This is a genomic window from Streptomyces sp. NPDC002018, from assembly GCF_042890865.1.
Lineage (GTDB): Bacteria > Actinomycetota > Actinomycetes > Streptomycetales > Streptomycetaceae > Streptomyces.
The window spans coordinates 1-21,107 of record NZ_JBIASO010000007.1 but is presented as its reverse complement, the minus strand read 5'-3'; the positions used below and the strand labels follow the sequence as shown (position 1 = coordinate 21,107).

At 69.1% G+C, this 21,107-nt stretch carries 12 protein-coding genes and 1 pseudogene; 7 read left to right on the top strand and 6 right to left on the bottom strand.

Annotation, left to right across the window (positions count from 1 at the left end; translation table 11 throughout):
• Positions 1-104: 104 nt before the first annotated feature.
• From ACFYYH_RS13230 to ACFYYH_RS13215, 4 genes and pseudogenes are all read right to left on the bottom strand, one after another.
• Positions 105-1,447: pseudogene (locus tag ACFYYH_RS13230) on the bottom strand (AAA domain-containing protein).
• Positions 1,437-2,948, bottom strand: coding sequence for a hypothetical protein (locus ACFYYH_RS13225; RefSeq protein WP_388549741.1), 1,512 nt, complete (start codon positions 2,946-2,948; stop codon positions 1,437-1,439). Before ACFYYH_RS13225 ends, ACFYYH_RS13230 begins: the two are co-directional and overlap by 11 nt.
• Positions 2,945-4,084, bottom strand: coding sequence for a hypothetical protein (locus tag ACFYYH_RS13220; protein WP_388549739.1), 1,140 nt, complete (start codon positions 4,082-4,084; stop codon positions 2,945-2,947). Before ACFYYH_RS13220 ends, ACFYYH_RS13225 begins: the two co-directional genes overlap by 4 nt.
• A gap of 48 nt (positions 4,085-4,132) precedes the next feature.
• Entirely contained in the window at positions 4,133-4,978 is an 846-nt protein-coding gene (locus ACFYYH_RS13215) for a hypothetical protein (protein WP_388549737.1), read from the bottom strand.
• A 135-nt stretch (positions 4,979-5,113) separates the two neighbouring features.
• Between ACFYYH_RS13215 and ACFYYH_RS13210 the strand changes: the two genes are divergently transcribed.
• The 7 genes from ACFYYH_RS13210 to ACFYYH_RS13180 all read left to right on the top strand — a co-directional run bounded on the left by ACFYYH_RS13210 (position 5,114) and on the right by ACFYYH_RS13180 (position 16,792).
• A complete protein-coding gene (locus ACFYYH_RS13210) occupies positions 5,114-6,436 on the top strand; it encodes an exonuclease SbcCD subunit D (RefSeq protein WP_388549735.1) in 1,323 nt (440 codons plus the stop codon).
• The gene (locus ACFYYH_RS13205) at positions 6,433-9,609 is read left to right on the top strand and encodes an AAA family ATPase (RefSeq protein WP_388549733.1); all 3,177 of its coding nucleotides are present in this window, start codon (positions 6,433-6,435) and stop codon (positions 9,607-9,609) included. The genes ACFYYH_RS13210 and ACFYYH_RS13205 overlap by 4 nt, the downstream gene beginning before the upstream one ends.
• A 177-nt stretch (positions 9,610-9,786) precedes the next feature.
• Positions 9,787-11,919, top strand: coding sequence for a telomere-associated protein Tap (gene tap, locus ACFYYH_RS13200; protein WP_388549731.1), 2,133 nt, complete (start codon positions 9,787-9,789; stop codon positions 11,917-11,919).
• 82 nt (positions 11,920-12,001) lie between these two features.
• Positions 12,002-12,394: a hypothetical protein gene (locus tag ACFYYH_RS13195; protein ID WP_388549729.1), complete on the top strand. Its 393-nt coding sequence runs from the start codon at positions 12,002-12,004 to the stop codon at positions 12,392-12,394.
• 3 nt (positions 12,395-12,397) lie between these two features.
• Positions 12,398-12,952, top strand: coding sequence for a telomere-protecting terminal protein Tpg (gene tpg / locus ACFYYH_RS13190; protein WP_388549726.1), 555 nt, complete (start codon positions 12,398-12,400; stop codon positions 12,950-12,952).
• A gap of 1,001 nt (positions 12,953-13,953) precedes the next feature.
• Positions 13,954-15,183 (top strand): helix-turn-helix domain-containing protein, encoded by a 1,230-nt coding sequence (locus ACFYYH_RS13185; RefSeq protein ID WP_388549724.1) that lies wholly within the window; start codon positions 13,954-13,956, stop codon positions 15,181-15,183.
• Positions 15,184-15,319: 136 nt separating this feature from the next.
• Positions 15,320-16,792, top strand: a complete 1,473-nt coding sequence (locus ACFYYH_RS13180; RefSeq protein ID WP_388549723.1) for a serine/threonine protein kinase — start codon at positions 15,320-15,322, stop codon at positions 16,790-16,792.
• Between the two features lie 186 nt (positions 16,793-16,978).
• Here the strand turns inward: ACFYYH_RS13180 and ACFYYH_RS13175 are convergent, their stop codons facing one another.
• Positions 16,979-17,779, bottom strand: a complete 801-nt coding sequence (locus tag ACFYYH_RS13175) for a hypothetical protein (protein ID WP_388549721.1) — start codon at positions 17,777-17,779, stop codon at positions 16,979-16,981.
• 360 nt (positions 17,780-18,139) lie between these two features.
• Positions 18,140-20,530, bottom strand: coding sequence for a Helicase associated domain protein (locus tag ACFYYH_RS13170; RefSeq protein WP_388550437.1), 2,391 nt, complete (start codon positions 20,528-20,530; stop codon positions 18,140-18,142).
• Between the last annotated feature and the right edge of the window lie 577 nt (positions 20,531-21,107).

Sequence of the window (21,107 nt, the reverse complement as noted above, 5' to 3'; positions counted from 1 at the left end):
GTGACGTCACTCTAGAAACCGGCACTGACAAAACCCGGGAAAACGAATGAATTTGCGAATTCGGCGGGAAAGCCCCGTACTCGGGCGTTGACGTTGCACGGGCATCATGCGGCGACGCGGTGTCGGGCGAGCTTGTCCAGCATGACCTGGTTGGCCTCCCACCCGTCAGGGAACTTCGCGCGCACGGAAAGGTGCACCGGGTCGGTGGACGGGTGGCTGTCGAGGAGGTCGGCGATTCCTTCGCGGGCGACGACGATGCATGCCTGCCGGTGGCGGGAGGCGAGGACGCACAGCCGCCCGGCTCCAGATGGAAGGCCGTGGCGTCCCGGCGGCCGGACAACGGGTGCACGACGATGACGACTTCGAACTCGCGGCCCTGCAACCGGTTCGCGGTGTCCACCGCCACGCCCCGCGCGGCGGGGTTTCCGGTCCGGGCGAGCGCGGCCCGGACCAGGTCGGCCTGGTCGCGGTGGGCGACGCCGATGGCGATGTGACCGGCGTCCAGGGGCCGTCCGTCCGGGTAGCGCTCGCAGGTGGCGATCGCTCCGCGGATCAGCAGCCGGGCGGCGAGGTCGGCGGCGGTCCGGAGGGTCTCGGTGTCGGTGCGCGGTACGTGCCGGCGGGGCAGTTCGTGCAGGGCCCAGCCGGTGGTGAACGCCTTGGCGAGGGTCTCGTCCAGGTCGGTGCGGGCGAACCCGGTGGTGCGGAACTCCAGGGCGCGGGTGTCTTCGCCGGTTCCGGCGGTGAAGTGGTTGAAGGGGTAGAAGGCCCGGGCGATGGCCGGTGCGGCCGAGGCGGGCAGGCGCCAGGACACCGGAAGCCGGTGTACGGGGATGCCTGGGTTGTGTTCCAGCATCACGCTGACGCCGTTCTGCGTCGGGTCGTGCGGCAGCCCGATCCAGCGTTCGGTGCCGACGATCGTGAACGGGTCCAGCTGGCCGGGGTCGCCGACGAACAGACCGCGGTCGAAGCGTTCGACGATCTGTAGCAGCATGTCCGAGCGCATCTGGTAGGCCTCGTCCAGGATCGCCCAGCCGAACGTGGTGGCGTCGCGGACGGTGGCCCACTTGGCGGCGGTGCCGATGACGATCCGGCAGCCGGTCAGATCGGCCAGGGTGCGCCCGATTGTGGTGTTCGTCAGCTCGCTCAGGGCCTGCGGTGGGCTGTAGGTGCTTGCGCTCAGACGGCCGAGGGGAAGGTCGGGGTGCTTCTTTGCGAGCCGCTTGATCAGGTCGTCGACCTGGTTGTTGGTCTGGGCGACGATGATCGGGCGTTCGCCGCCCGTGTTGAGTTCCTGGGCGGCGTCGACCACCAGGGTGCTCTTGCCAGCGCCCGGAGGGGAGTCGACGACGACGGCCCTGTGCCGGGAGTCGGCCAGGTCGGCCAGGATCGCCGCGGTGGCGGCGTCAGCGGCCGCGTCGGGCGCAGTGGTGTCGTCAGTCCTCATTGCCCCACTCCTCTGCGGCGGCGTCCTCGGGTACGGCGGGGTCGGTGTCCGGCCCGTCCGGGCCGGCGCTGTGCGTCCACGGGGTGTGATCGGACGCCGGGAATCGTGGCTCCGGGCGCCACCCCGGGTCGGGCAGGTAGTCGATGCTCTGGCCGGGCACCGGCACCGTGCCCGGCTTCGGGACGACAGAGCGCCCCATGCCGCCGGTGACCTCCACCATGACCAGCGTGGCGTCGCCGTCGGGGAGAGCGGAGACGATCACGGCCTTGTGCCCGGCCGGCATGGACGGGCTGATCAGCCTGGTGTCGGCGGCCAGTCGCACGGGATCCTCGGTGCGAACGGTGACCCGCGGCCGTGGCACACGCCTGTTCGTGGCCATGGTGACCGTCCGGCCGGGTTCGGTCTCCACGACCGTACCGGCGAACGCCTCCCCGGCGCTGCGCCGGTCGGCCCGCACGAACCGGTCGTCGAACGCCATCTCGGACTCGAATTCGGCCAGCGTGCGTTCCAGCCGGCTCAGCCGCCGGGCCGCGCCGATCGCGGTGTCCCGCTTGCGCTGCGGAAGGCCCCCGGCGTCCCGGTCGTCGGAGTAGCGGGTGAAGGCCGCGCAATCGCGTTCGAAGCGCCTGGCGGTCTGCGGCGCCTCGCGCACGGACCGCAGCAGCGATACGGCCTCCCACACCATGCGCCAGGTGGGCTGGATCTGCCCCGCGATCAGCTCCCGCAGGTCGGACTCGGCGGTGCCCAGCGCACGCGGGTCACCGAGGGCGCGGGCTGTGTCGAACCGTCTGATCGCCGGAGCCAGGTCGCGGTTGTCGAACTCGGGGGAGGTCGTCGGGCCCGCCGGCGGGCACACGTCCGGGTTCTCCGCCTCGGCCATGGCCTGCTCGACGCTCAAGCCCGCCGGGGGAGCGATCCAGGCCATCAAGGAGGCGAGGTTCTGGTCCTCCAGCGTGCTCTGACCGGTCGCCCAGTGCTCGGCGAGCATCCCGGTGACGGGCAGCAGCAGGGAGGTGCCTGCCTGCTCGGCCCTGTCGACCAGGAACGTCAGCCACATGCCGAACTCGGGGACGACCCCCGGCACCGCGTGAGGACCGGACGTTGCGCGGAAGCGGCACATGCGTCCCAGATCGGCCAGGGCTTTGACGCCGCCGAGGTTGGGCACCAGGATCTGCGGCGCGTCGGTGTACCGGGAACGCTCGCCTTCACCGCGGCGGTTGTGACGGAAAGAATCGATGTAGTCCACCACGATCCGGCCGAGGCCGGCGGTGAACGCGAACCGCTGGTCCCGGTTGCGGGGCTGCGGCACGACCAGCAGCGTCCCGTTCCTCCTGGCGGAGCCGACCATCGCGGCCAGGGGTGCTCCGGCCTCGCCAGCCATGGCCAGCGGGACGATCACCAGCGGCCGGCCCGACAGACGCCGGTGCCGGAACTCGGTCAGGGGCACCGCCCGCATCGACTCCATCGCCTGCACATGCGCCAACGCCGACAGTATGCTCACGCCGCACCTCCAAGACCTTCCAGTTCGGCGCGCAGCCGGGCGGCGTGCCGCAGGGCGGCGGCCATCTCGGACTGGGCCTCGCTGGGCGGCAGTTCGCCGTGGGCCAGTCCCATCACCATGGTCGTGGTGTCGATACCGCCGAACTGCTCGCGCACCACCGGGCCGAGGACATCCAGCGAGGCCTCCGCGCGGGCACGGCTGCGGCAGTAGAACGCCATCTCACAGTGGTTCAGGCAGTCCGGACGGTAGGTCACGAGGACCCGATCCAGTGATTCGGTCAGTTCCCCGACCGGGCGCCGGGGCCGTTGTTCCTCATCCAGGTCGAGATCGAAGGTGAGGCCCTCGGGCAGCAGGTCCACCAGGTCGCCGATGCGCGCGATGCGGGCCAGCTGGCGGCTCAGTGCGGCCACCTGCTTGCGGGCGTCGACGAACGCCGCGGTCGGCCGGTTGGTGAAGTCCTTCGGCGCGACCAGCACGACCGTGTCGGACACGGCCTGCTCGTCGATGCCGGCCCGCGCGAGCAGGTCGCGCAGCGCGATGATGTACGCGCACGCCTGGGTGGTCGCCGCCCGCACCTGCGTGGGGTCGGCCTGCCCGTCGAGGATCGGGAAGCTCTTGATCTCCACGATGTGAAAGCGCCCGTCGATGCGGAAGGCCACCAGGTCCGGCTCCAGGAACGCTTGGTGCCCGCCGACCCGAAGGCACAGCATCGGGTGGTCGAACAGGGTGCCGTCACCGTCTCCCTGGGCGGCATGCAGCAGTACCTGTGCGGTGCGGTCGTGGCGCACCGCGGCGCGGCCGTCGCCGCCGACGTCGTTCAGGTCCTCGTACCCCACTTCCGGCAGCGTCAGCTGCAGGGTCTCGCGCAGGACCCGCACCAGCTCCGCGCAGCCGTTGTCCTTCACCATCGCCTCGAAGGCGTTGCCGCGTGCGAGGGCGAAGACGGACTGGCCGAAGGGCGAGGGGTGGCCGGCGTGCGCGGCGATCGCGGCCTTGTCGGAGCCGGAGGCGTCGAGCAGCGCCCGCAGCGTGCAGCGCGGGTTGTTCTGCAGGGCCGCCAGCGACCGGGCGTTGTAGTCCAGGCGCTTCGCGGATCCGCGAAGCGCGGCGAGGCGTTCGTCGACTGGTGCTTTCACGGTCTCGTAGATCCTTGCGGGGGAGAAGGGACTGCTGAGCGTCAGGGGTCAGGCCCGGGCCGTCCGCAGGTGCGTCACGCCCTGCGCAGGCGCGCCGAACAACTGCTGGTCGTCATTGAGGGACTTGCGTGCCCGCCGTGCGGCCTCCGCCCGGGCGGCGCGATCGGCGTCGGCGTGCACGTCCAGCTCGGCCCCGGCGGCGTCGATCACCTGCTGCGGGTCCATCGCGCCCTCGTGACCGGACACGCTCCTCGGCAGGGCGTCTGGGATGTTCACCGCGAAGCGCCACAGCAGCCGCAGCGCCTCCGGACCGGGCCCGTCGGCTGTGGACTCGGCCGAGGTGTGCACGGCCTCGGCGATGCGGATCGCGCCGGTGAGGAAGTCCACGCGCGGCGACAGCGGGCCGATGACGCGCTGATCCAGCGTCCAGGTACTGATGGTGATGAGCGCCCGCACCGGCGTCAGCAGGTCGTGCGCCAGTGCCGGGCACAGGTAGTACGGCCGGGCGCCGGGGCTGGACCGGTAGGAGCGCTCCTCGTCCCGGCGAAGGCTGGAGAGCTTGGACGCGGACAGCTCGCCCGGGAAGAACGCCTCGTGCACGCCGACGATCAGCTTGGGGGCAGCCGGCGTCCCGAGCAGCATCAGGGCACGGTGGACGTGCTCGCGCGCCGGGAGCTGTGACCCCCGCGCGGCCGGAGCCGCTGCCGGTACGGGGTGAGGCGGGGCGGGGGCCGGTTCGCTGGCGTCGACGAGGGCGTCCCAGGCCCGCTCGGCGCGGCGCAGTTGCATCCGCAGCTCGCCGGCGCGCTCGGTGTCACCGGCGGCGGAAGCATCGCGGATCGCGCGGCGCAGGGTGCTGATGCTCTTCTCCAAGGCGTCCAGCGGATCACTCATGCCCCAGACGCTACCAGAGTTCCAGAACTTTCCAGACTTCTTCCCGAGATTCGGTGTACAGTCGGCGCCACCGAACCTCCGGCCGGGGCGGCGCCGCCCGCGCCGCCCCGCAGACCGTTCTCCTGGAGGCACCCCGTGACGGGACGCGTGTTCCACACCTCCGACTGGCATCTGGGCCGCCAGATCGGCCGCTACCGGCGTGACACCGAAGTTGACGCCGTCCTGGACGAGATCATCGACATCGCCGCCGATTTCGCCCCCGACCTGATCGTGCACAGCGGCGACCTGTTCGACAGCTCCCGACCGGGCCTGGACGACCTGCGCCGTGCGGCGCAGGCACTGCGCCGCCTCGGCGAGATCGCGCCCGTGGTCGTCGTCGCCGGCAACCACGACACCACCTACGTCCTGGCGTTCCTGAAGTTCATGCTGAGCGACATGGGAACCCGCGAAGGGGACGAGGCCAGGGTCCGCTTCGCCACCGACGCCCGCCCCGACGGGCTGCTCGTGGCCGAATACCCCACCAGAGGCGGGGAGCTGACACTGCGCATCGGCGCGCTGCCGTACCTGCACCCCAACCGGTTCACCTACGACTTCGCCGACCCCGGCATGACAACCGCGGCCTACACCGAGCGGATACGCATCGTCCAGGCCGACGTGTACCGCCGCCTGGCCGCGGGCCGCGGCGCACGGGACGTCCTGATCTTCGCCGCCCACCTGTTCGTCGAAGGGGCCACCCCTTCCCACTCGGAGCGGAAGATCTCCCTCGCCGCCGAGTACGCAGCCGCCGCCGCTGACCTGCCCGAGGTTGCCTACGGCGCCCTCGGCCACATCCACAAGCAGCAGTCCGTCGGCCGTGCCGGCTTCCCGGCCCACTACGCGGGCAGCCCGCTGCAGATGGACTTCGGCGAGAGGGGCGACACCAAGGGCGTGGTGCTGGCCGAGGTCGGCCCGGGCGTCGAGCCCCGCATCGACTTCGTGCCGCTGACCGCCGGCCGCCGTCTGATCCGGCTGGAAGGCACCTTGGAGGAGATCACGCAACGCGCCAGCCGTGTCGGAGACGCCTGGGTGAAGGCGGTGGTGAACGTGGAGGTCTCCAACCCCTTTTTGCCGGACACCCTCGCCAAGATGATGCCGCAGGCGACGCTCGTCGACATCGACGAACGCCGCACCGGGGCAGCCGACCGTGTACTGGACCGGGAGGCCTCCACCGGAGAACTCCCCGATGTCGAAGACCTGTTGCGCGACTACCTGCCCGGCCGCGGCACCACCGGCCTGGCCCTGGACCGTGCCATGGCAGCCCTCGCCCATCTGCAGGCCGAACCCGACCCAGACGATCCCGCCCCGTGCTGCGAGGAGAATCTGCTGACCGCGGCCATCGCCGGCCAACCCCTCGACACCATCGACCGCTCAGGCCTGCTGCCCGGCATCGACACTTCCGGAGCGAAGACAACGCGATGAAACCCCTGACACTCTCCATCATCGGACTCCGCAGCTACCCCACCCCGGTCACCGTCGACTTCACCGGCAAGAGCCTGGTCGCCGCGCTCGGCAACACCGGCGCCGGCAAGAGCAGCATGCTCGACGCCATCGTCTACGCCCTGTTCCGCAAAAGCTCCTGGGACGCCAAGGAACCCCGGCAGCTCATCGCCGACGGCGCACAGGCCATGAGCGTCGAACTCACCTTCGTACACGACGGGCAGAACTGGCGTGTCCACCGCACCATGCACGCCACCAACCCGAACGCGGGCCGGCACCACCTGAAAAACCTGGACACCGGTGAGGAGACCGACGGCGCCACGGCCGTCGACAACCGCATCAAGACGGTGCTGCAGATGAGCTATGACACCTTCCTGAGGGTCGGGCTGCTCCCGCAGGGCAAGTTCGATCAGCTCCTCACCGCCGCTCCCAAGGAGCGCAGCGAACGGCTCCGTGAGCTGTTCGGTGCCGAGTCACTGGAAGCAGTGCGGAACCTGGCCGCCCGCCACGGCCGCACGCTCCAGCAACTCCTGGGCGATGCGAAAGCCAAACGGGCCCCCATGCCGGACAACCCGCGGGAGACGGCCGCCGCAGCCGGAGCGGCCGCCGACGCGGCCACAGCCCAGGCCGAACGCCTGAACACCGCCGTCGTCCGCATCACGGCGCTGCAGGAAGAGATCTTGCAAGGGAGGGACACCGCGGCGGCAGCCACCAGCGCTTGTCAGAGCCTGGCAGCGCGCCAGGTGACCGACGCCGGCACCGTCCTCGACACGCTCGAGTGCGCCGCCACCGACCTCACCACACGGCGCGATCTCCTCGACCGGCGTGCCGAGCAGGCTGGGGCCAGGGAAGAGGAACTGACCGGAGCGATCATCGCGGCGGAGAGACAAGGAGAAGGCCGGGACGCCCTTGCCCAGGCCGCACTGCTCCTGAAGACCCTCGCAGAAACCGCCGAGGAACACCGAGGCGAACGCGACCGGCTGGTCTCCCTCACCACACAACTCGACGACGAACGCGATGCCATCGCCACGGCGGAAGCGGAACTTGCCGAACGGGCCGCACACGTCGAAGCGACGGCAGAGGAAGCCCGTGCCGCCGCCGAGACCAGCAAGCAGATCCGTACGCACAGCACAGCTGTCCGCACCGCGTTGGACGCGGCCCTCTCGGCGGCCCGGCGCGTCGCTGACACCGCGCGCGCCCACACCACCGCAGTGGGTCGGCAGGAATCCGCCCACAAAGATCTCGGCCCGGTGGAGGACGAGGCATCTGCGGCCCACAAAGATCTCATCGCGGCCGAGACACACCTGGAGGCGCTGCGGTTGCGGAAAAAGGTAGCTGCGATCGCCGCCGAACTTCACCCCGGCGACGACTGCCCTGTATGCCGCCGACAGCTCCCGGCCGACTTCCACCCCGCACCGGCCGACGCGGATGAGCTGGCCGAGGCGAACACGCAACGAGAGCAGGCCAAGGGCGCACACGACAGGGCCGGCGACCTGCGCGCCGAAGCCCGTGCCGCCGTGACCATGGCCGACCAAGCGGTACTCGAACGCGACCACGAGCACAAAAGCGCACAGCGGACGGCGCAGGAGAACACCGAGAAGGCGGTACGAGCCTTCCGGAGCCTTGCGGCCCAGGCCGCCGAAGCAGGCACGGACTTCGACGCCACATCGGCCTCAGCAAGGCTGACCGCAGCCACTACGGCCCTGACCACTCCCGGCGCCGCACATCCTGAGCAGGACACAGCGGCGATCACCGACGCCGTCTCCGCCTGCGAACACACGGCCACCGCGCACGCCGAGCAGCTGAAGGATGAAGAGCACCGCCGTACCGCCGGGATCGAAGCAGACCGTAAATCACTGGCAGAACGCACGAAAGCGCACCACCGCGACACCAAAGACGCATCCGCAGCCCACGAGCGCCACGCCCGGGCCGTGGCAAGGACCGCCGCCGACATCGGCATGCTTCCCGCGCGCATCCGGGCGATGCTGCCGCAGGACCCGATCGGCGTCGCCACCGCACAGACGGACGCCGCCACCACAGCCGTCACTGCCCGGCAGACCGGACTCGAAGAGCTGCTCGACCAGAGGGAAGCAAGCCGAGCGGAGAAGACCGCGGTGCTCGCCGATCAGCGCACGCTCGACCACGACACCCGAGCCCGCCTTGAACGCCCCCTGGAGAAACTGCGTGACAGCCTGGACGTGTGGGCCCAGGCCGCCGTCCAGGCCAGCACACATCTCGATGAGGCTGACCTCCTAGCGCTGCCAGCAGCTCCCACCCAGCCGGCGATCGCCGAGGTCCGCCACTACGCCGCCACCCTCTTGACGACAACCTCGGCACTCGGCGACAAACTCACCGAGCGAGCCGCCGCGGCGACAGAACGCGCAGCCGCCGTCGAAAGCCGTCTCGGCGAGCATGCAGCCGCACTCGCCGACATCGACGGCTTCGACGCCTCAGCCGACCTGACCACACCCAAATCACTTCACCCCCTCGTTGCCGCAGCCGCGCAGGCAATCAAAGAAGCCGAAGACCAGCGGTGCAAACAGCGAGAAGCACAGGACCTGATCAAGCCGGCCGCTGACCTGGACTTCGCCATCACCGCAGGCGAAGCCCGCTATGAAGCCCTCGAGGTACTACGCCGCGAACTGGTTGACGCCAAGTTCTTGGGCCACCTCACCACGCTGCGAACCCGCGCATTGCTCGGCGTCGCCAGCGACCTGCTCGGGCAGATGTCTGACGGTCGATTCGGTTTCGCAGACGACTTCGACATCATCAGCCGCAGCTCCGGGGTCGCCCACCATCCGAATCGCTTGTCAGGAGGAGAGAAGTTTATGGCGTCCCTCGCCTTGGCCCTGGCGCTTGCCGAACTGCACTCCCGCAGCGGGCCGACTCTCGGCTCCCTCTTCCTCGACGAGGGCTTCGCCGCCCTCGACACCACCGCCTTGGACCTGGCACTGGAGGTACTGCGCGCCCAGGTCGGCGGTGACCGTCTGGTAATGGTGATCAGCCACCTGCACGCCGTCGCCGAGGCCGTTGACGATGTGCTGTGGGTGGAGCGGACCACCGCCGGCTCATCCGCCCGGTGGCTCACATTGGCTGAGCGAGACGACATCGCCCAGGACAACCTCGCCAGCGGACTGCACTCCCAGGCGCGATAACCACTTCAGGGCACACTAACCATCGCCGTCCCCGGGGTCGGACTTCACTCACTTCCGCTGGACACGGTGCGCGTTGTGAGCATCATTCTCCCGCTCGGTTTCATCCCAGACATGGGTTAAAAAATGAGTTAAATATTGGGGGTATTCTGCTAGTCTTCGGGGCGGAGGTGGAGCCGTATGGCGACCGAGGAAGAGCTGTTCGCGTCGGTCGACGCCTTGCTGGAGGAGGAGCCGCAGCTCCCGCCCCCGGCGGAGCGCGCCCGGCTGCGGGAGGCTGCCGGCATCACCCAGGCCCGCCTCGCGGTCGCGTTGAAGACGTCGACGCAGACGGTGAAGAACTACGAGAACGGCAGGAGCGAGCCGAAGGAGCCGCGCCTTTCGGCGTACCAGCGGCTGCTGAACGGCTGGGCGGCGAAGTACCCTGCCCACGGCACTCCCGCCACCGCGCCCGCCCCGGCCCCGGTGGCTGTGCCGCAGCCGGAGGTACCGGAGACGTTCACCGGCCCGGTCGCACCCGAGGCCACCGAAACGGAGACCACCGCGCCCGTGGAGGCCCCGGCCGTCCAGGCCGCGCCCGAGCGTCCCGCGCGTCCGGCCGCGACGTCGCGCCGCCCGGCGTTGAAGAAGGCCGTGAAGTCCGCGACCGACCTCCGGTTCCCGCACGGTCCCCTCGCCGTCCTGGACGGCGACGGGTCCGCGTACGGCGTCGATGGGATCGTGCTGGACTGCCCGGCTACGACGGTGCCGGAGCTGGTGGAGTGGACCATCAAGGAGTCCGGCCTCGGTGCCGCGAAGCTCAACCGCCACGGCAAGGACAGCGACCCGCTGATTGTGCTCACCGCCTCGGCCGCGGTGAGGCTCGGACTGCCGGAGCGCCTTCAGGGCCACGAGCAGCGCCGCTCCCTGCGCCTCCCGGAGGACCATTCGGTCGTCAAGCAGGTCGCGAAGGCGAAGTGGCAGCTCACCCAGCGCGGGTTCGGCCCGTGGGCGCGTATCTACCGCAAGGCGCAGGGCCGCGAGCGGCAGTGCGTGCAGCTGGCGATCCTGTCGTGGGACGCCCTCGATGAGCGGTCCTGGCCCGGCGTGGCCGAGATGGAGCCGGCCGACATTGCCCGCGTCCTCGGCGTCTACGCCCAGCGCGTTATCACCCCGCGCGGCTCCACCGCCGTCTCCGGGCTGGAGCTGATGACGGCGCTGCGCCCGCCTACGCGCGCCGTGCGGGACGAAGCGACCGGGAACTGGGTCTCGGGCCACAACCCGGGCTCGCTGGGGACGGAACCGACGGACCCGGCGCCGCCAGAGGCCACCCTGGAGCACCCCGTCGTCGTGAACTCCGGCTGGACCGGCGGCTTCCTCAACGAAGAGGCCTACCAGTGGGTGCGGCCGGTGAACCTGCTTACCGACGAGGAGTGCACGCTGCCCTTCGCGGTCGGCCTGGACCTCAACACCGCGTTCCTCGCCGCCGCAGCCCGCCTGGCCGTCGGCCTGTCCGCCCCCGACCACTTCCACGCCCCGAAGTTCAACCCGAAGATCCCTGGCAGCTGGCTGGTCGACCTGTCCCACATCGAGCTGGACCCGCGCCTGCCCTCGCCGTTCACCCCGGACGGCACCCGCCCCACCGGCCCGGCCTGGTATCAGACGCACACCGTCGCCTACGTCCAGGAGCTCGGCTACAACGTCCACCCGATCGAGGCGTACCTGCGCCGCGAGACCGGCGCCTACCTGGACCCGTGGCACGACCGCCTCAAGACCGCCTACGTCGACACCCTCGCCGACCTCGGCGTCACCAAGGACCTCACCGACACGGAGTTCCTCGCCGCGATGGAGCGGCACAAGCAAGTCGACCCGGCCCTGACCGCCGTCCTGTCCGCCATCAAGGCCACGGTCAAGGGCGGCGTCGGCAAGCTCCGCGAGCGCCCCCAGGGCAAGAACTACAAGGACGGGGACCGGTGGCCGGCCCTGGAACGCCCGACCTGGCGCCCCGACATCCGCGCCGCCGTCATCTCCAAGGCCCGGGTCAACATGCACCGCAAGCTGGGCAACATGGCCAAGATGACGGGCCTGTACCCGCTCGCCGTACTGTCCGACTGCGTCGTCTACCCGAGCCCCGGCGACAGCCCGCTCGACTTCCTCCCCTACGCGGCCTCCGGCAAGCCCCAGCCCGGCGGCTTCCGCCTCGGTCCCACCCCCGGCCTGGCGAAGCTGGAAGGCGTCCAGTCGATGCTGTGGGCGGTCGACCTGATGGAGCAGGGTCTCAACCCCGCCCGCCACATCAAGGGCGGCGACGCCGTCTTCGACGAAGGCGAGTAGAACCGTGGCCATCGACACCGGCAGGACCGTCCCAGCCCCAGGCCGGCGCGGACGCTGAACCGCACCGAAGGAGCCGTACCTGATGAACACCCCCGACGTCCTGCCCCCGCAGTGGCCCGTTCCTAACGCACCGCCCACCCATGACCCGGTGCTGTTCGCACGGGCGATGCGGGATATGCGCCTGACCTGGCGCGCCCGCGGCGTCCTGGCCGAACTCGCCACCGGCTACACCCCCGGACAGGAGCCCACGGTCAGCGAACTGGTCTCCCCCACCCGCGACGAACGCCTGGCCGCCGAAGGCCGCGACGCCTTCCGTAAAGCGGTCGGCGAGCTGCGCAGCCTCGGCTACCTCTCACCCGACGCCACCACGGCCTCCGGCGTGGGCGAGCGCCTGGTCGTGGACCTCGCCCCGGCTGCAGCCGCCCGCTTGATCCCCCAGCGTTACGGCCACAGCCCGTTCACGGACGGGAGCTGACCGGTGGGGGAGATCGAGGACGCTATCGAGCGGGCCGACCAGGAGGCGTTCACCCGCGAGCCACCCAAGGGCCTCAAAGCCCGTATCAACTTCCTGGTGGGGCAGATGAAGACCACCAAGGCTGTCGCGGCCGAGATCGGGGTCAGTCAGCGATCGGTGGAGCGCTACCGCACCGGCGAGCGCAAACACCCGCCCAAGCCCATCGCCGACCGGATCGAGGCGGCCGTCCGTGCCCGCTGGCAGCCGAAGGTCCGAGGGCGCCGCCGCAAGCAGGCCGCCACGAGCGCTGGCATCACCGTGGAGACCCGGGCCCGCTTCGGCTATACCGCGCCGATCGGCACCACCGACGACGGCCGGATGCGCCGCCTGACCGTCCAGCTCCCCCCGGCCTACGCCCGCCGCCTGTTCGACGCCCAGCAACAGGGCGCCACCGACCAGCAGATGCGTGACATCGTCGCCGAAGGACTGCAGGAGGTGTATTTCAAGGACGGCGGACAGCGCGCCTCGGGCCTCGAGGTCGCCTTCACCGACATCGACTACTTCGACGTTTCATTCTGAGAAGGACATGCGCTGCTGCCTATGTGCCGAAGCATGTGAGCCGAAGCGCGATAGTTGCCACAAAGGCAGACTCATTGTCACCAAGATTGCAGGGGCGACCCGAACTTCACTCGGTACGCACGACAGGCCTACACATCTCTACTGCACGCATCGCAAGCCTTGCTGGTCCACCTGGGCTGGGGCCATTGAGCGGGGTTGGCGTGCTCCTGTTGTTCCATCCCCCGCGTCGGCCGACCGCACATCGTTTCCGTCTCGTCCCAGGATCTACCTTGGGGGTCAGGCCACTCGACAGCATGAACGTCGCCCACGCCGACGAGTCCGCGAACGTAGTCGTCACCGAAGGATGGTTCACGCTGGGCATGGGAGTCCAGGGCCGTGGCGTAGCTGGTCACACCTTGACGGTAGGACGAAAGGCGACGGTGCGCAGGTGACAAGCAGCCTGCCTCATTGGTGACAACCAGCTTGCTTCATGAGACGCAAACGACCAGCTCGCTGCGATCCCAGTGACACCTTCCGCGCATCGGCACAGCACGGTAGCTGTCCCCAAGAAGGCGGTCATGGATCCACGCGGCGGGGACTGCCGGACGCAGGCGCGCTACCTCGCCGCCTTCGTGGTGCCGGGCGGCGAGACGCTCACCGGGCGGCAGGAGGAACCGTCTCACATGCTCGAAGCCCAGCAGGCACCCAGGCCGCGTACACGTCGCGCAAGACGGCACCGTCCATCCCACTCGGGTGCTGCACCTGACGGACGCCGAAGTCGCCGCGCAGGCCGGCGATGAGAAGACCGAGACGTCCCGACCCCGCCCAGCGGACGGAGAGGGGGTGCCCACGGCGCAGTGGGCACCCCCACGGCGTCCCGGAAAACAGAAGGTCCGTTGTCGGACCCGCTCCGTACCCTTGGCGCTCAGCCCCTTGGGTTACGGCCCGTGCTGGGCCTTGGATCACGGGAAGCGGGAGCCACAGTGACGTCGATCTACCTCTCCTCCGACAATCCCCGGTGGATGCCGAAGACTGAGGCCGGCCTCCAGGCCGCGGTCGACGGCGGCCTGTTCGAGGAAAGCCACCACCTGGACCTGAAGAAGGCCCCGAATAGCAAGGGCGACAACAAGGAGCTGGCGCGCGACCTCGCGTCGTTCGCCGTCGACGGCGGCACCCTGATCATCGGCGTGCAGGAGAACAAGGAGAGCCGCACCTTCGAACTCGCTCCCCAGCCCCTGAACGGGCTGCCGGAGAAGATCGAGCAGGTGGCCCGCACCATCCCCGACCCGCCCCTGACCATCCTCACCGAGGAGATCAGCGCGGTGGCCGACGACGGCACCGGGTACCTCATCGTCCACATCCCGGCCAGCCCCGTCGCACCGCACATGGTCGACAACCGGTACTTCGGCCGCGGCGACAAGACGAAGTACCAGATGGGCGACGCCGAAGTCGTCGCCCTCCATACACGGCGACGCAACACCGAGGCGGACACCCTCGCCCTGCTGGGCAAGGAGATGGAGGAAGACCCGCTGCGCGACGTCGGAGCCCAGTCCCATATCTTCCTGGTCGCTCAGCCCACCGCCGGACGACGGGACATGTGCCTGCCCATCACCGGCGCCCGGGACTGGAACCAGCGCCTGCGCACGCTGATCCAGCGTGCCCTGGAAGCCCCCCGTACCCGGGCAGCGCTTTCCGGGGGATTCAGTCCTGATCTTTCTTCCGCCCACCAGGGTTACCGTCGCGCGAGGGGAGTGGCTCTCAGCTCCTCGGGGCTCGGAGCCGGCCGTGTTTACACCCCGGAAGGCCGTTCCTCTGATGAGTCCGTCGTCGAGCTTCAGCTCTTCGAGGATGGAGGGCTGCGGCTGCTCATGACCCGCCTTTCTGAGGGCACCTCCAGGCCGTACGAGTTGCCAGGTGAGGTGGAGCAGGTCATCTTCGATGTCGCCGCTGTCGTCTTCACCCGGCACATGCTGGAGCTGATCCGCCTGATCTCTGAGGACGTGGGCTACCAGGGGAACTGGGCGGTGGCCGTCGGAGCCAACCGGCTCCGTGGCCGACGTCGATGGAGCCAGCCGTCCATCTTCGCCAGTAATCACAGGTACAGCGCCGACACCTACGAGGAGAGCACCGGCGCCACCCTTGCTGAGCTGCGCGACGCGCAGGGCACGGTGACTCGCAGACTCCTCGGTCCTTTTCTCCGCTCTCTGGACTCCGAAGAGGAGTTCGCGAAGGCCCTGACCGACGAGGAGTGATCCTCTGATGGCGCTCCATGAGACGGCACGAGCCCCGGAGGATCAGCCCGCCGTGTGTCAGTGGGGCCTGAGACCATGGAAGCAGGGCGAATCCGTCCTCACGGGACAGCAGTTGACGATGGAGACAACGCGCACCATGAGACTGGCACTGAACAACGAGTGGGTCGTCGGCGCCCGCATCGGGGATGGCGGCTTCGGCGCCGTGTTCGAGGCGGAGAACGCCGCGGGCGAGAAGGCGGCGGTGAAGCTCGTGCCCAAGGCTCCGGGCGCCGAGCGCGAGATGCTGTTCACCGACCTGGACGGCGTCCGCAACGTGGTGCCGGTCGTCGACAGCGGCGAGCACGAAGACCAGTGGGTGCTGGTGATGCCCCGCGCCGAGAAGTCCCTGCGCGCCCACCTCCTGGACCACGGCCGGCTTCCCCTCAACGAGGCGGTCGCCGTCCTTTCCGATGTCGCCGAAGCACTCGCCGACCTCAAGGACCGCGAGATCGTCCACCGCGACCTGAAGCCGGAGAACATCCTGCTGCTCGGTGGCCGCTGGTGCCTGGCCGACTTCGGTATCGCCCGCTATGCCGAAGCGACCACAGCCCAGCACACCTACAAGGGCGCGGGAAGCCTGCCGTACATGGCACCCGAGGTCTGGAAGTTCCAGCGGGCCACCGGTGCGACCGACATCTACGCCTTGGGCGTTCTGGCCTACGAGCTCTTGGAGGGCACGAGACCCTTCACTGGACCGGCCGAGCACGACTACCAGGAGCAGCACCTGCACGGAACCCCGCCACCGCTCACTACCGCACCCCCGCTCCTGGCCGCGCTGATCACGGAATGCCTCTACAAGGCGCCCCAGGCGCGCCCTGCGGCCGGCAACGTGCTCGCCCGGTTGGGGCAGATCCCCGCCGCCGCACTCTCCGGCGGGCTGGCCGCGCTCGCGGAGGCCAACCAGGGCGCCGTCGCACGCCAAGCCGAAGACGACCGCCGGGCATCGGCACACGCCACCGAGGCCGACCGCCGCAAGGCCCTGTTCGAGGCCGCCACGACCTCCTTCGCCTTCATCGCCGACAGCTTCCTCACGACGCTCACGAACGCTGCCCCGAGCGCGGAGGTCCGCAAGGGCAAGCAGGGAGGGTGGACCGTCCGTATCAACGACGCCCAGCTGACCCTGTCCGGACCGAGGGAGACCGCCCCTGAGGTCTGGCGTACTACTGAGACGCCGGCGCCGTTCGACGTCATCGCCTCCGCGACCCTCTCGCTGAAGGTCCCCGCCAACCATCACGGGTACGGCGGACGGAGCCACTCCCTCTGGTACGCCGACGCGCAGACGGAGGACCAGTACCAGTGGTTCGAGACGGCCTTCATGAGCACGCCGTTCCGCCCCGTCGCGGAGACCACGAAGCCTTTCGCACTCGATCCCCACCACGAGTCACGTACCGCCATCAGCCCGACTCTTGGCATGCACCAGGTGGCCTGGCCGTTCACTCCCCTCGTCATCGGGGACCTGGACGAGTTCATCGACCGATGGGCCACCTGGCTCGCCCAAGCGGCGAACAGCCGACTCGCTCACCCCAGCCACATGCCCGAGCGCAACCCCCAAGGCTCCTGGAGGAAATGACCGGTCGGACGCCCCCGAGATCCCAGGGCCTACACACACTCCAGTGCGATGCCGCCGACCCGGGACAGCGAAGTACCCCGGGCCGCGCGCGGGGCCTGAGCGGCTCTTCCTCGGCAGATGGACGAGACGGGCCCCGCCCGCTTTCACCGAGACGGAGGTGAACGGGCTGGCCGCGCGGTGCATGGTTCAGGGTGCCGACGCTCGGCCGATGCCTTCCAGATCGTCCAGCTGATCGAGTAGATACAACAGGGCTCCAACGCTGTTGATCACTGCTGAGGCCAGCATCTGCAGCGTGGCTGGAGACACGCTCAAGCCCCCTGTCATCTGCAGGAATGGGGTCTCGCGGTCTGCTGTCAGTTTCGTCAGTGCAGCTTCGATCCGCACCGGCTGCTCCGGCTTGAGGCCGACGTCGTAGAGGTGCGGCCCCAGCACCGTCTCCAGTTGCCACCAGTACGCACTGAGCTCAGCGAACCACTCCTTCTGCTGTGAGTTCCGCGCCTTGGCGACGAAAGCCTGCTCCAGCGCACGGTTGACCGCCTCGATCTCCTTCGCCAGGTACGACGACCCCGGGGCTCGAATCACTCCTGGCTGTCGCTTCGCCGCGAAACTCAAGGCCTTACACGCGGTCCGCAGATCCTTGAGCCGGTCTCGGGCCGCGCCGGGAGCGTCCGAGGGGAACCCTTTCAGCAGTGTGTCCCTGAACTGGCCGACCACTACCGGCGCCTGCTTCAACGCCGCCGCTCGTCCCATCGTCTGTGCCTGCCGTGAGGCGAGGTGGGACAGGAAGAGCACGGCGACTGGTACTCCGACGAGGAATCCGGCGAGACCGGAGAGCAGGTTGGCGCCGACGGACCGGCCGTCCCACCAGCACTGCTGATCGCCGTACAAGCCGACCGCAAGAGCGACGGCGGCCAACCCCCAAGACCACCAGCACACACGCTGTACCGACGAGTCGGCGTCCTTCCACCACGCAGGTCTCATATCCATGAATGCAACCTTTGTCCGTCTTGGGTATCGGTGGAGCGTGTCAGATTCGCTAGGACTTCCGGGGACGCACGCCGGGCCCGGTCGGAGCTGGCCCATCAGCGCCAGGCGGTCAGACATCAACTGCCACAGGGACCGTGACGGTGATGAGAGCTAGGTCGAACTCTCGTGAGTACAGGGCGGATGGCGCATCGTCGGGCGCGGCGCGAGAGCCAGCATGCAGGAACCCTCCCGGCTGCCACGTAGTCCGCAGGGGGAGCGGTCGGGATCCCAGTGCCTACGCGCACTCCAGTGCGATGCCGCAGGCCCGGGACAGAGAAGGACCTCGGGCCGCACACAGCGCCCGGGGTCCGCCCGACAGCGTCAGGATGCCGCCCACTCCAGTCCGAGGCCGGCCAGCACCTGGAGCTTGTCGGCCGTCAGCTTGGCCCGGCGGTTCTTGCTGTTCGACAGGAACACCCCGAGGCGGACTTCGGTGCCGTCCTCCAACTGCTCGACGTGGGCTCTGGGGACGGTCAGGGAGCCTGTGCGGGCCTTGTACTGGGCGAGGGCCGTTACGCCTCGCTCGAAGGCGCTCACGGGCGTCGTGGACGGTTTCGCGGGTGGTTCCGGCTCTGGGGCGTGCGGGAGGATGCCGAAGGCTTCCAGGCGCTCGCGCTGCCCGTCGGACAGGGCCGCCCACACCTCGGGTTTCCTCTGCTTGGCCAGCCATTTGCCGATGTCCATCCCGTGCACGGTGACGCCCGGTTCGACGTAGGCGAGGATGGTCTCCTCCGCGAGCATCTCCCGCACCACCGCGAAGTGCCGTTGCCACTCGGCCGGCCACGACGGGTTCCAGTCTTCGTCGATCTCCTTCAACGCGGCTTCCCACTCCGGCTTGTCGGCGAGCGCCCCCGGGCGGCGGAGGTTGGACAGCCACTGCCCCACCGGCCGGTCCAGCATCGTTGCCGTCCTCGGCGCGCACAGCGTCCAGTGCTCGTCGTAGTACGCCTTGGCGGCCTGAAGGTTCTCCTGGAACCGCTCATCGGCGACCGACCAGACCATGCCCAGCTTCTCCAGCCGCTTCGCGCGCAGGCCGGTCATCTGCCCCGCCCCGTAGGCCCGTCGCTGTTCAGCGACCCACTGCCCAAGGGGAGTTGCTCCCTCCTTGTGTCCGTACGGGACTCGGGCGTGGCCCTCACGCTCGGTGAACTGCTTGAGCTTCGCCCAGCCGCGCGCCCAGTCCTGCTTCTCGGTGTCGATCACGTTGAAGGACACCCAGTCCGCGACCATCACGGGGTCGTGCGGAGCGGCAAAGCGGAGCAGAAGACGGCTTTCTGCCTCGCCTTCCTCGGGCGGTGGACCGATGTACTCGGAGGGCTGTGCGACGTCCTTCTGAGGCTCTTGCGGGATTGCCAGTAATTCGATTGCCTCTTCGTCGTGAGCGCGCAGACCTTCAAGGACCTTCACCAAGGGCCGGTACGATCCCGAGGTGAACATGCCCTCCGGCTTTTCTCCCGGCTGGAGAAATACCGGCACGATCAGAGAAGCGAGCTTACCCTCACCGGGCTTTTGACGGAGAGCCCGGCCGATGGCCTGGACGATGTCGTGCGGCGCGCCCTTGGGGTCCATCAGGGCGACGCTGTCGACGGCCCTGATGTCGACGCCCTCACCCAACACCCTGCAGTTGGAGAGCACGGCCCGCCGCGCCGTCGTACCGAAGCCGCCCAGGACCTCCCGCCGGCGCTCGGGGACGTGCTCGCCGCACAGCCAGTCCGCCCAGATCCGCTTCGGGTACGTCTCGGGCTGATCCGCATGCAGCTTCGCCGCCACCGCCTCCAGGCCCTCCGCGTACGCCTGTGCCTCTATCGTCCGGTGATGGAAGGTGATGCACGTGCTGAGGTTGTGCTGCGCCATCGTGTGCAGGAGCGCGGCCTGGAGAGCCCCGAGCCGCTGCCCGCGCACCTCCTCGGTGCGCCGGTCCTCGCCCATCAGCCGCTCCGGCGTGACGACCGGGTCCTGGAGCTCCAGGACGATGATCTGGTACCGCGCCAGCAACCCGCGCGAGACGCCCGACGCCAGGCTGAGCTTGTAGAGGACGGGGCCGAATACCTTCTTGTCGTCCATGGAGGCCGCCATCTCGCGTGGCAGCGGGTCGCGCGCCCCCTCCGCGACCTCGCGGTTGAGCCGCTCTTCCCAGATCCGCGGAGTGGCCGTCAGGTACAGCCGGCGGTACGCGGGGATGACGGCCTGGTCGTGGATGTCCGCCCACGCCTTGCCCATCGAGCCCGAAGTCCGGTGGGCCTCATCGACCACGGCCAGGTCCACCGGTGCCAGTTTCTGGCCGTAAGCACCCTCGAACGCCTCGGCCAAGACGCCCAGGCTGGCGTACGTCGCGTAGATGGTCACCGGCCCCGCCCCGTGCCACAGCGACAGCTGCACGGGATTTGTGGTGGAGCGCACCTTCAGGCTCCACAGCTCCGGGTCGTCCTGGAGCGAACACACGGCAACCGCCGGCCCCCTGTGCCCGACCCGGTGCCACTCCCTGACCGTTTGCGTCAGAAGATCCAGGGTCGGCACCAGCACGAGAATGCGCCCCTTCGGAAGCATCTCGCGAGCAGCGAATGCGGCAGTGATGGTCTTTCCGGTGCCGCACGCGGAAATCACTTGTCCACGCAGACCGTTGGCCGGAATTCCTCCGGGAGGTACGTCGAGACCACGCCGAATGGCGTCAACAGTCTCAATCTGGTGTGCGCGCAGATCGCTTTTCTTCATGACCACGGGAAGTAGCTCCTTCTTTCGGAATGTAGCGCGCCAATCAGAAAGGAAAGTCCGGCGTGGTGGAGTCGGGGGCCGGGGTGGCGGTGTCTAGTACCAGACTCTACACAGTCAGCACTCGTGATGCATCACTCACGAAATAGGTTCGCCTTGTAGGCTGGTGCCTGACTGAATCTCGCCCCACACGCGCGGTTCGTTCGGTATGCTGGCGGGGTATTGGTGAGCATGTCAGGGTGGGTTGGACGGCAGGGGAGGGGTTCGGGTGGAGCGCAGCGGAGCCCGTCACTGCGGTGGGCCGGCACCCCATCAGGCCGATGGTCCGTCACTTCCGTTGCGGAGGTGGTGGCTGGGAATCCCAAACCCTACACAGTCCCGCGCATGACACACCCCCCTTACTGCCAGCCTGAGCATCCGCGCTTGCGCGGGTGCTCACAATTCGCGCTTGCGCGAATTGCCTGCCTTTTAGAATTCCGCTTGCGGAATTCAATTTCCCCGCTTGCGGGGGAATTCGCTGTGCGCTTGCGCACAGCGCGCTCTATGCCTCGGCTTGCCGAGGCATATCCCGCTCCGCGGG

Bases quoted from the DNA above. Each gene is read 5' to 3' on its own strand.
- ACFYYH_RS13215 (WP_388549737.1), bottom strand. From the start codon at position 4,978: ATGAGTGATCCGCTGGACGCCTTGGAGAAGAGCATCAGCACCCTGCGC.
- ACFYYH_RS13205 (WP_388549733.1), top strand. From the start codon at position 6,433: ATGAAACCCCTGACACTCTCCATCATCGGACTCCGCAGCTACCCCACC.
- tap (WP_388549731.1), top strand. From the start codon at position 9,787: ATGGCGACCGAGGAAGAGCTGTTCGCGTCGGTCGACGCCTTGCTGGAG.
- ACFYYH_RS13195 (WP_388549729.1), top strand. From the start codon at position 12,002: ATGAACACCCCCGACGTCCTGCCCCCGCAGTGGCCCGTTCCTAACGCA.
- ACFYYH_RS13185 (WP_388549724.1), top strand. From the start codon at position 13,954: ATGCCGAAGACTGAGGCCGGCCTCCAGGCCGCGGTCGACGGCGGCCTG.
- ACFYYH_RS13180 (WP_388549723.1), top strand. From the start codon at position 15,320: ATGAGACTGGCACTGAACAACGAGTGGGTCGTCGGCGCCCGCATCGGG.
- ACFYYH_RS13175 (WP_388549721.1), bottom strand. From the start codon at position 17,779: ATGGATATGAGACCTGCGTGGTGGAAGGACGCCGACTCGTCGGTACAG.
- ACFYYH_RS13170 (WP_388550437.1), bottom strand. From the start codon at position 20,530: ATGAAGAAAAGCGATCTGCGCGCACACCAGATTGAGACTGTTGACGCC.